Source organism: Companilactobacillus miaonis (assembly GCF_036913615.1).
Taxonomy (GTDB): Bacteria; Bacillota; Bacilli; order Lactobacillales; family Lactobacillaceae; genus Companilactobacillus.
In genome coordinates, this window is record NZ_JAYKTX010000017.1 from 40,413 (window position 1) to 48,541 (window position 8,129).

Below are 8,129 nucleotides of genomic sequence, written 5' to 3' on the forward strand. Positions count from 1 at the left end.
TTTCCACCTTCTTTACTTAAGTTTCTTTTGCCATTTGTAGAGCAGATTGATGGCTTCAATTGGCGTGACGCTCATCAAATCTTGGTCTGTTAATTCCTTAATAACTTGATTTTCTTTCTTCGATTCTTTTTTAACTGGTTTTTCTTCAGGGAAAAGCGAAAGTTGCGTATCATCTTCAACTGGTGTCACGCTTTGAGCGGGTTCATGAATACTCTCTGACAAAGTTGTGTGAACGGAATTACCTTCTAAGCCTGACAAAATTTTACTTGCGCTAGTTAAAACCTCATCTGGTAAACCAGCCAATTTTGCCACGTGGATTCCGTAAGACTTATCTGCCGGTCCGGGTAAAACTTTGTGCAAAAAGACTAAATCACCATTTTCTTCAGAAGCATCAACGTGAACGTTTTTCACTCCCGGCAATTGACTCTCTAACTCAGTCAATTCGTGATAGTGAGTTGAAAACATCGTCATCGCTTTAACATTCTTGTCGATGTATTCAATGATAGCCTGGGCTAACGCCATTCCATCATAAGTAGCGGTTCCTCGACCGATTTCATCAAAGATGATCAAACTGTTCTCAGTCGCATGCTTCAAGGCATCATTGGCCTCACGCATTTCAACCATGAAAGTACTGTCACCAGAAATCAAGTCGTCAGCCGCACCAATTCTAGTGAAGATGTGGTCAAAAATCGGCAACTTGGCACTAGCAGCTGGTACGAAACAACCAATTTGCGCCATGATGACGATCAAAGCCAGTTGTCTCATATAAGTACTTTTACCGGACATATTGGGCCCAGTTATCAACAAGATATTGGTTTTTTGGTCGAAAAGTACGTCGTTAGGGATGTAAGAATTGTTGCTGAGAACTTTTTCCACAACCGGATGGCGACCGTCTTTTATTTCCAATTGGTGTCCTGAGACAAATTCGGGAGCCACGTAATGATAGTCTTCACTGACGACTGCAAAACTTTGCAAAACATCTAATCGTGACAAGATGTTGGCTAGTGCTTGAATACGTCTGATTTGCTTTTTAACTTTGCTTCTGATTTGGTCAAAGAGATGATATTCCAAACTCTTTGATTTCTCTTCCGCTTCAAGGATCAAATTTTCCTTTTCCTTTAATTCAGGCGTGATATAGCGCTCAGCATTGACCAGTGTCTGCTTTCTCGTGTAACGGTCTTCGGGAACCTTGTCGATATTGCCGCGGCTGACTTCAATATAGTATCCGAAAACTTTATTGAAGCCGATTTTCAGATTGTTGATGCCGGTCAGTTCTTGTTCCTTAGCTTTCAAAGTTGCCAACCACTGCTTACCATTTTTCGAAGCGTCGAGATATTGGTCAAGCTGGTCGTTGTAGCCTTCCTTAATCAAGCCACCATCGGTAACAGAAATTGGTGGTTCTTCGATAATCGCCTGGTCGATCAAATCACGAATATCAGCCACTTCATCAATTTGTTCAACGTAAGCTGATAAATTGTCGTCGCCGATATCTAAAAGAATTGATTTAATTTCGGGAACTTGTTCTAAGGATGTCTTCAATTGAATCAAATCACGTCCATTGACTGTTCCATACGCAACTCTTCCGGCAAGGCGTTCTAGGTCATAAACTTTAGTTAAATAATCTTGGAACGATGAACGTTGGAAGTAATTGTCGAGAAAGACTTGCACTAATTGTTGACGTTGTTTTAACTTATCCACACTGATCAAAGGCCGTGCCAGCCACTGTTTAAGCAAACGACTTCCCATGGCAGTTTTAGTCTCGTCCAACAACCACAAGAGGGTTCCAGATTTTTTATTCGTGCGAATATTTTTGAACAGCTCCAAATTGCTTTGGGCACTGTGATCCATCAGTAAATATGATGAAGTTTCATATGACTGTGCCGCTTTCAAATGGTCGAGTGAACGCATTTGCGTTTTGATCAAATAACTTATCAACAGCTTAACAGTCGCTACTTCGCTTTCGGAAGTGATCTTGGAGAAATCGAAACTGTAATTTTCTTCTAATTCATCTAGTTTGGAAATCAGAATACCAATTTTTCTCAATCGGTCTAAATACTTTTGAGGAAATTTGCCGTAGACAACGGTTTCCTTAGTATCAAGATTTTGCAATTCATTAGTTAAATCGAGTTCATTATCAACGGAAGTCACTTTGACTTCACCGGTGGATAAATCAGCGTAAGCTAAACCAAAGCCATCCTTATTTGAAGTGATAGCCGTGATGTAGTTGTTGTCTTTGGCTTGGGATGACTTGTCCATGATCGTACCAGGAGTGACAACTCGAGTGACCCCACGTTTGACCATTTTTCCTTGCGCATCAGCCGGATTTTCGAGCTGGTCACAAACTGCCACTTTGTATCCCTTGTCAACTAAGGTGTCAATGTAACCTTCGATTGCGTGATGGGGAACGCCGCACATGGGAATGCCCTCATCTGCTTTCTTATTACGAGAAGTTAACGTTAACTCTAAAATTTGCGAGCCTTTGACAGCATCGTCATAAAACATTTCATAAAAGTCACCAACACGATATAACAAAAAAGCATCTGGGTATTGTTTCTTATACTCCAGATATTGCTCCATCATTGGTGTTTCTTTAGTTTTTTGAGGCATGAATTCCCTCCATTAATTCAAAAAAGTTTGATTGTTCGGTGTAATGACATAATTCTTAATGCTTCGAGCATTGTTGGTTTTATCATTAATTTCAATCACGCAAAAACCAATCTGCATGCGGCCATCCTCGTCCACATCAAATTTGTTCGGTCTTTGAGTGAGAAAGTTGTTGATGATTGGTTCTTTTTTATCGCCCAAAATTCCATCATATGAGCCGGTCATTCCGACATCAGTCAAGTAAGCCGTCTCTTTGTTGATAACTTGTGCATCGTTAGTCTGCACATGGGTATGCGTTCCACAGACGGCTGAAACTCGACCTACGGTGTAATTAGCAAATGCAATTTTTTCACTAGTAGTTTCCGCGTGGAAGTCAACAAATTTTACCGCATCTTGATCCAATTTGGCTAACAATTCGTCAGCCGCCAAAAATGGATTATCAATTGCCCGCATCAAAGCCGTTCCCATCATATTGATGACGTAAACTTTCTTTGAGTTGACATTGATTTCGATGAAGCCTCGACCAGGAACATTTTTCCCAGGAAAATTATACGGACGCAAAATATTTTTCTTAGGATCATCGATGAAATCTAAAATTTCACGCTTATCCCAAGTATGATTTCCTCCCGTAACAACATCAGCTCCAGCACGAGTGATTTTTTGATAGTCCGGCTCTTTAGTACCCTTTCCACCAGCCGCATTTTCACCATTGACAATGGTCAGTTGTGGCTTAACCTTCTTTTTAATTTCCGGTAGATACGTTTCAAGAGCTTTAATGCCGACAGAACCCACGACATCTCCTACGAAGAGTATTTTCATTATATTTTATCCCCAATCTTTACCTATGATATTGTATCAATTTTAGCCAGAATAAAAAAGACCAAGCGAACGCTTGGTCGTATATTTTAATTTTCAATATATTCTTTTAGCTGCTTTTTAAAAGTTAATTCATTCTTTGCAATCTGATTTTTAAAATTTGAATAACTACTTTGCTTTTGTGGTATTTCTAATCCCATTTTGATTACAGTAACATCTCTTGTCCCAACGTTTTTTTCAAAAGTTGAACCAGAATTAAGCTTATATTCGTCATTATCTAATTGACATTTTTCGGGATAAATAAAAATTCCCTTTTTACTCTCAAATCTATACATATAAGCGAGCATTTGAAGGTAATCCTTATTCTTGATATTCTTAGCAAATTTATATTTAGTATCGGCAATTACTCTGTTATGAGTACTTTTACCAATAAAATCCGGAAAAATTAAACCAACTTTTCCATTTTTACCATTGAATAATTCTTGAGCTCCTTTTCCAGTTTTATTCTCTGGATGATAAAACATATCACTGATTAAACTATTAATATATTCCTCCCATAACCAAGCACAGTCGAATAAAATTCCATTTACAACAGATTTGCCATTACCAAAATTAACTTGATCACTTTTTAGTATTTTTATGCACAATCGTTGAAGTAATCTATATTCTTGAAAATATGCATGCCGTATAGGATGCTCAATGTTAAAATTAATAATTTCTTTACGATCAAATATCTTGTAGTTAGGTGTGGCACTTATAACTTTATCTACATTAATTTTGCTATCTTTTAATAGAATTGTCCCAAATGATTTGAGCCTGATATATTCAATCGCATGTCTAATTAATTCCATCATCTCATTATCAATCGACAAGTTCCTTTCACTATAAGCAATTTTTCCCAAGAAAGGTATATTATATTTATTTTGCCTAGAAATATTTATAGGCCCTTTAGGATTCATATCGTTACGATCAATTTTTACATACGTTTTATATAAACCTTTTCGTAACGCCTTTCCTAAGCAAAATGGAAATAAAAATATGATTAAATTTGAAATTTCATCTTGATTGTCTAAATTAGTGTTCAAATCCATTAAATTTGGTACTTTCAAAACTCTTTCTAGAAGATATTGAAAGAAAAAGTTTTTCCCACTGTCTGAAAATCTGGAAACTATATTCAGTCTTTCGTTATGTGTACCTATGGAACCGACTAAATTACCAATCCTAATTCCATTATCAACCTCTTGTAAAATAATTTGCTTTGAAGAAAGATCAACTGAATCAGCAACTGATTCGGGATAAATAAAAATCCCTTCCATATTTAATTTTGACAAAGTTTTATTAACAACTTTACTAGTTAATATTGGCACTGAGTCAAATTCAGAATTGTGTGTCCATGAATTATCTTTAATTGTCAGAAAATTCATTTTATTTTTCATCCTTTAAAAAATAAGCATTTTCAAACTTCATCATATCCTCTTTTTCAGAATACATTCCTCTAACATAATCGTGTAGCAACGGTTCTAAATAATCATTCCACAATTCTTGATAACTGATTTCTTTTAATTTTAAAAAGTATGCAGCTCCAACTTGATAATCTTCATTTAGCTCAGTGTCATTTATGATAGCAGCATTTAATGATCTCATTCTTTTTATTGCATCATCTTTTTCTTTTAAGCTATCCAACATATTGATTTGGCTATCTGCCTTAATATTAATAAATCTAAACCGTCTTCTCATTGCAAAATCTATACTATCTACTGACCTATCAATATCGTTCATTGTTCCAATAATATAAACATTTCTTGGTACATAGAATTTCTTATCATTATCGTGTAAATTTGAATACTGTGTTGAAACAGAGCCCTCTTTTCCTCTATAACCTGGATCAATAGAAAAGAATAATTCACCGAAAATTTTTGAAATTTCTCCTCGATTAATTTCATCTATGATAAAAACAAACGGCTTCTCTTTGATTCTTATATCTTTACCCACATCATCTGATTTGTAAGTACTTTTTATTACTTTAAACAGGGCCAAATCATAAGAATAATTTTGCGTTGCATTTACCTTGTTAAAGAACTTAGTTACGTCTTTTACTTGATTGAATTCTTTTTTTGATTTTAACATTTCAGTGAGTTCCTCCATGTTAAGGACAATAGAATTTATTTTAGGATTATTAGGAATAAAAATATTAATTGACTGATTGTCCACACCCGTAATATAAAACAAGGTCCCTCGAGAAGTTTTGAATGGCTGCGTTTCAAATTCAATATTAGAAAAGAAATCAATTAAGATTTTTTGAACCTTTTTCTCTTTTAACAAAGTTTCATATGGCTTTTTAGAATTCTCATAATTGTCTCGTGCCTTACTTACAAATTTGGAAAAAATTCCCTGTTCAAGATCAAAAGTCATAATACCATTTGACAATATAGGTCTCAGACCTTCAACAAAATCCGTATAGTCATAACTAGGATGAAATTGAACAAATTCTATTTGTTGTTTCTCTTCTTCAGTCAAATCACCATATTTCGTGGTTGACCCATTGCTTACAATATCTGCAGCAACTTCTTTAGCTAAATAAGACTTTCCCGTACCCGGTGCACCATGAAAAATCACGTTCTTTGAATCAATCAGAATTTTGGAATATTTATTTTTATACACTACCTCAGAATTAATATCGCTTGTGTCACTACTCAAAATATAATTACGATATTTCCATAAAATAATACCAATTTGTTGTACATTTAGTTCCTTGTACTTATCAGAAAGAATCCTAGTAATATCATAATTTTGTTTATAAACCCAGCCATTTTCACTAGGTTTCACTAACTTACTCCAAAACTCCTTTTGATTTTTACCAGTATTAAATCCACAAAAATAGCTTTCTTTTGAGTAGCAATACAATAACTTTATGGTTATTGCAGATTTTCCAAAAAATAAATTGGTACTGTTATTCTTATTAAAAACCACATCGTCAAATTCTCTGTTAAGACCTTTAGTCAAGATTTCAACAAGGTCTTTTTTTATTTGCTCAAAGAGTTCTTCTGATTGATCAATGGAGATAACCTCATTATTTTGATTACAGTACGAATGGTTAGCTTTAGAGTAATAAATACCAAATTTTCCTGCAGTTCCACCTTTTATACCAAGTCCAAGGGATGCATATTTGCCACTCTCTAATTCATAACAAAAAGACTTATTTTTTCTACCTTTACCAACTATGTAATCGTCGATTTTCATTGAAGATATTCTTTCCAATGGCCAATCCTTCACAAATTGTTCCTTTAATTTAACATCATCCTCAACACCGGATTGATCAAAATCATGTAATAATTCAGACTTATTAGTTTCAACCCAACGGTAAAAATCATTTAGACTAGGTTCCAACATCATTTACCCTCCCATCGTTATAAAGCATTATTATTTATATTATATATATTTCTTAACGAGAAGTTCTATTGATAATGGCCTTTTTAACTATGCCTCCGCTTGGGAACAGCAATCCTTTTTTGAAATTGTTGCGAGGATTAGTAAATCGTCTAATTCAAAAAATCTACCTAAATTAGAATATGAAGATATTAATTCTGGATATGGTACTTTAAATAAAGATATAAGTGAAAAGTTTGACAATAGAAAAGGTATTGTATTTGAAAAAAATGATATTTTGTTTGGCAAGTTGCGTCCTTATTTAAAAAATTGGTTTTTTTCAAGCTTTAAAGGCATTGCTCTTGGAGACTTTTGGGTTCTACGATCAAAAAAAGGAACTCCTTTTTTCATCTATTACTTAATACAATCTTCAAGCTTTCAAAAAGTTGCTAATGATACCTCTGGAACAAAAATGCCTAGATCGGATTGGAAACGTGTTTCAAAAGCTGTTTTTTTCATTCCAAACATTAATGAACAAGTTAAAATTGGTAAAGTATTATTTTTAGTAGATAACTTTATCACTCTACAACAACAGCAGTTAGATCTATATACCAAGCTTAAAAAAGGATTATTGCAAAAATTATTCCCTAAAGATGGGGAAAAAGTACCTGAGATTAGATTTGCTGATTTTCATGATGATTGGGAATATCGTAAGTTAAAAGATATAGCTGAGTTTATTAATGGTAAAGCCTTTAAACAAAGTGAATTATTAAGTAATGGTAGATATCCAGTTCTAAGAGTGGGAAATTTTAACACTAATACTAAGTGGTATTTTTCAAATTTAGAATTACCGAAAAAAAATTATGTTGATGATGGAGATTTACTATACACTTGGGCAACAGCTTTTGGACCACATATTTGGCATGGTCCAAAAGTGATTTTTCATTACCATATATGGAAAATAGTGACCTCTGATTCCTTTAATAAAAACTTTGCCTTACAGGTACTTGAATATGATAAGAAACAATTAACAAACGACCTTAATGGAAGTACGATGGTCCATATTACGAAAAAAAATATGGAAGAGAAAATAATAAATATTCCATCTTTAAAGGAGCAAAAAAAGGTTTCGAAAATACTATCTTTAGTTGATAATCAGATAAATCTACAACACAGTAAATTAAGAAGCATAGAAACATTGAAGAAATATCTTCTACAAAAACTATTTATTTAACAAAATTAGCTGTTTTAAATTCGAAAATTTCAATAACAAGTTAGCCACTTGGACAAAATAAATTGAATCCAAGTGATATCAGTATTTGAAGTTTATAAATATGTCTTTA

At 34.0% G+C, this 8,129-nt stretch carries 5 protein-coding genes; 1 reads left to right on the forward strand and 4 read right to left on the reverse strand.

The window, feature by feature from the left end; translation table 11 throughout:
• Positions 1–12 precede the first annotated feature (12 nt).
• From mutS to U8521_RS12210, 4 genes are all read right to left on the reverse strand, one after another.
• Complete coding sequence (mutS, locus tag U8521_RS12195) at positions 13–2,607, reverse strand: DNA mismatch repair protein MutS (protein ID WP_334352869.1); 2,595 nt, start codon at positions 2,605–2,607, stop codon at positions 13–15.
• Between the two features lie 12 nt (positions 2,608–2,619).
• Complete coding sequence (locus U8521_RS12200) at positions 2,620–3,423, reverse strand: TIGR00282 family metallophosphoesterase (RefSeq protein ID WP_135372077.1); 804 nt, start codon at positions 3,421–3,423, stop codon at positions 2,620–2,622.
• An 86-nt stretch (positions 3,424–3,509) separates the two neighbouring features.
• Positions 3,510–4,844: a 5-methylcytosine restriction system specificity protein McrC gene (locus U8521_RS12205; RefSeq protein ID WP_334352870.1), complete on the reverse strand. Its 1,335-nt coding sequence runs from the start codon at positions 4,842–4,844 to the stop codon at positions 3,510–3,512.
• A 1-nt stretch (position 4,845) separates the two neighbouring features.
• Positions 4,846–6,813: an McrB family protein gene (locus tag U8521_RS12210; RefSeq protein ID WP_334352871.1), complete on the reverse strand. Its 1,968-nt coding sequence runs from the start codon at positions 6,811–6,813 to the stop codon at positions 4,846–4,848.
• A gap of 133 nt (positions 6,814–6,946) precedes the next feature.
• Between U8521_RS12210 and U8521_RS12215 the strand changes: the two genes are divergently transcribed.
• Positions 6,947–8,020: a restriction endonuclease subunit S gene (locus U8521_RS12215; protein ID WP_334352874.1), complete on the forward strand. Its 1,074-nt coding sequence runs from the start codon at positions 6,947–6,949 to the stop codon at positions 8,018–8,020.
• Positions 8,021–8,129: the final 109 nt, after the last annotated feature.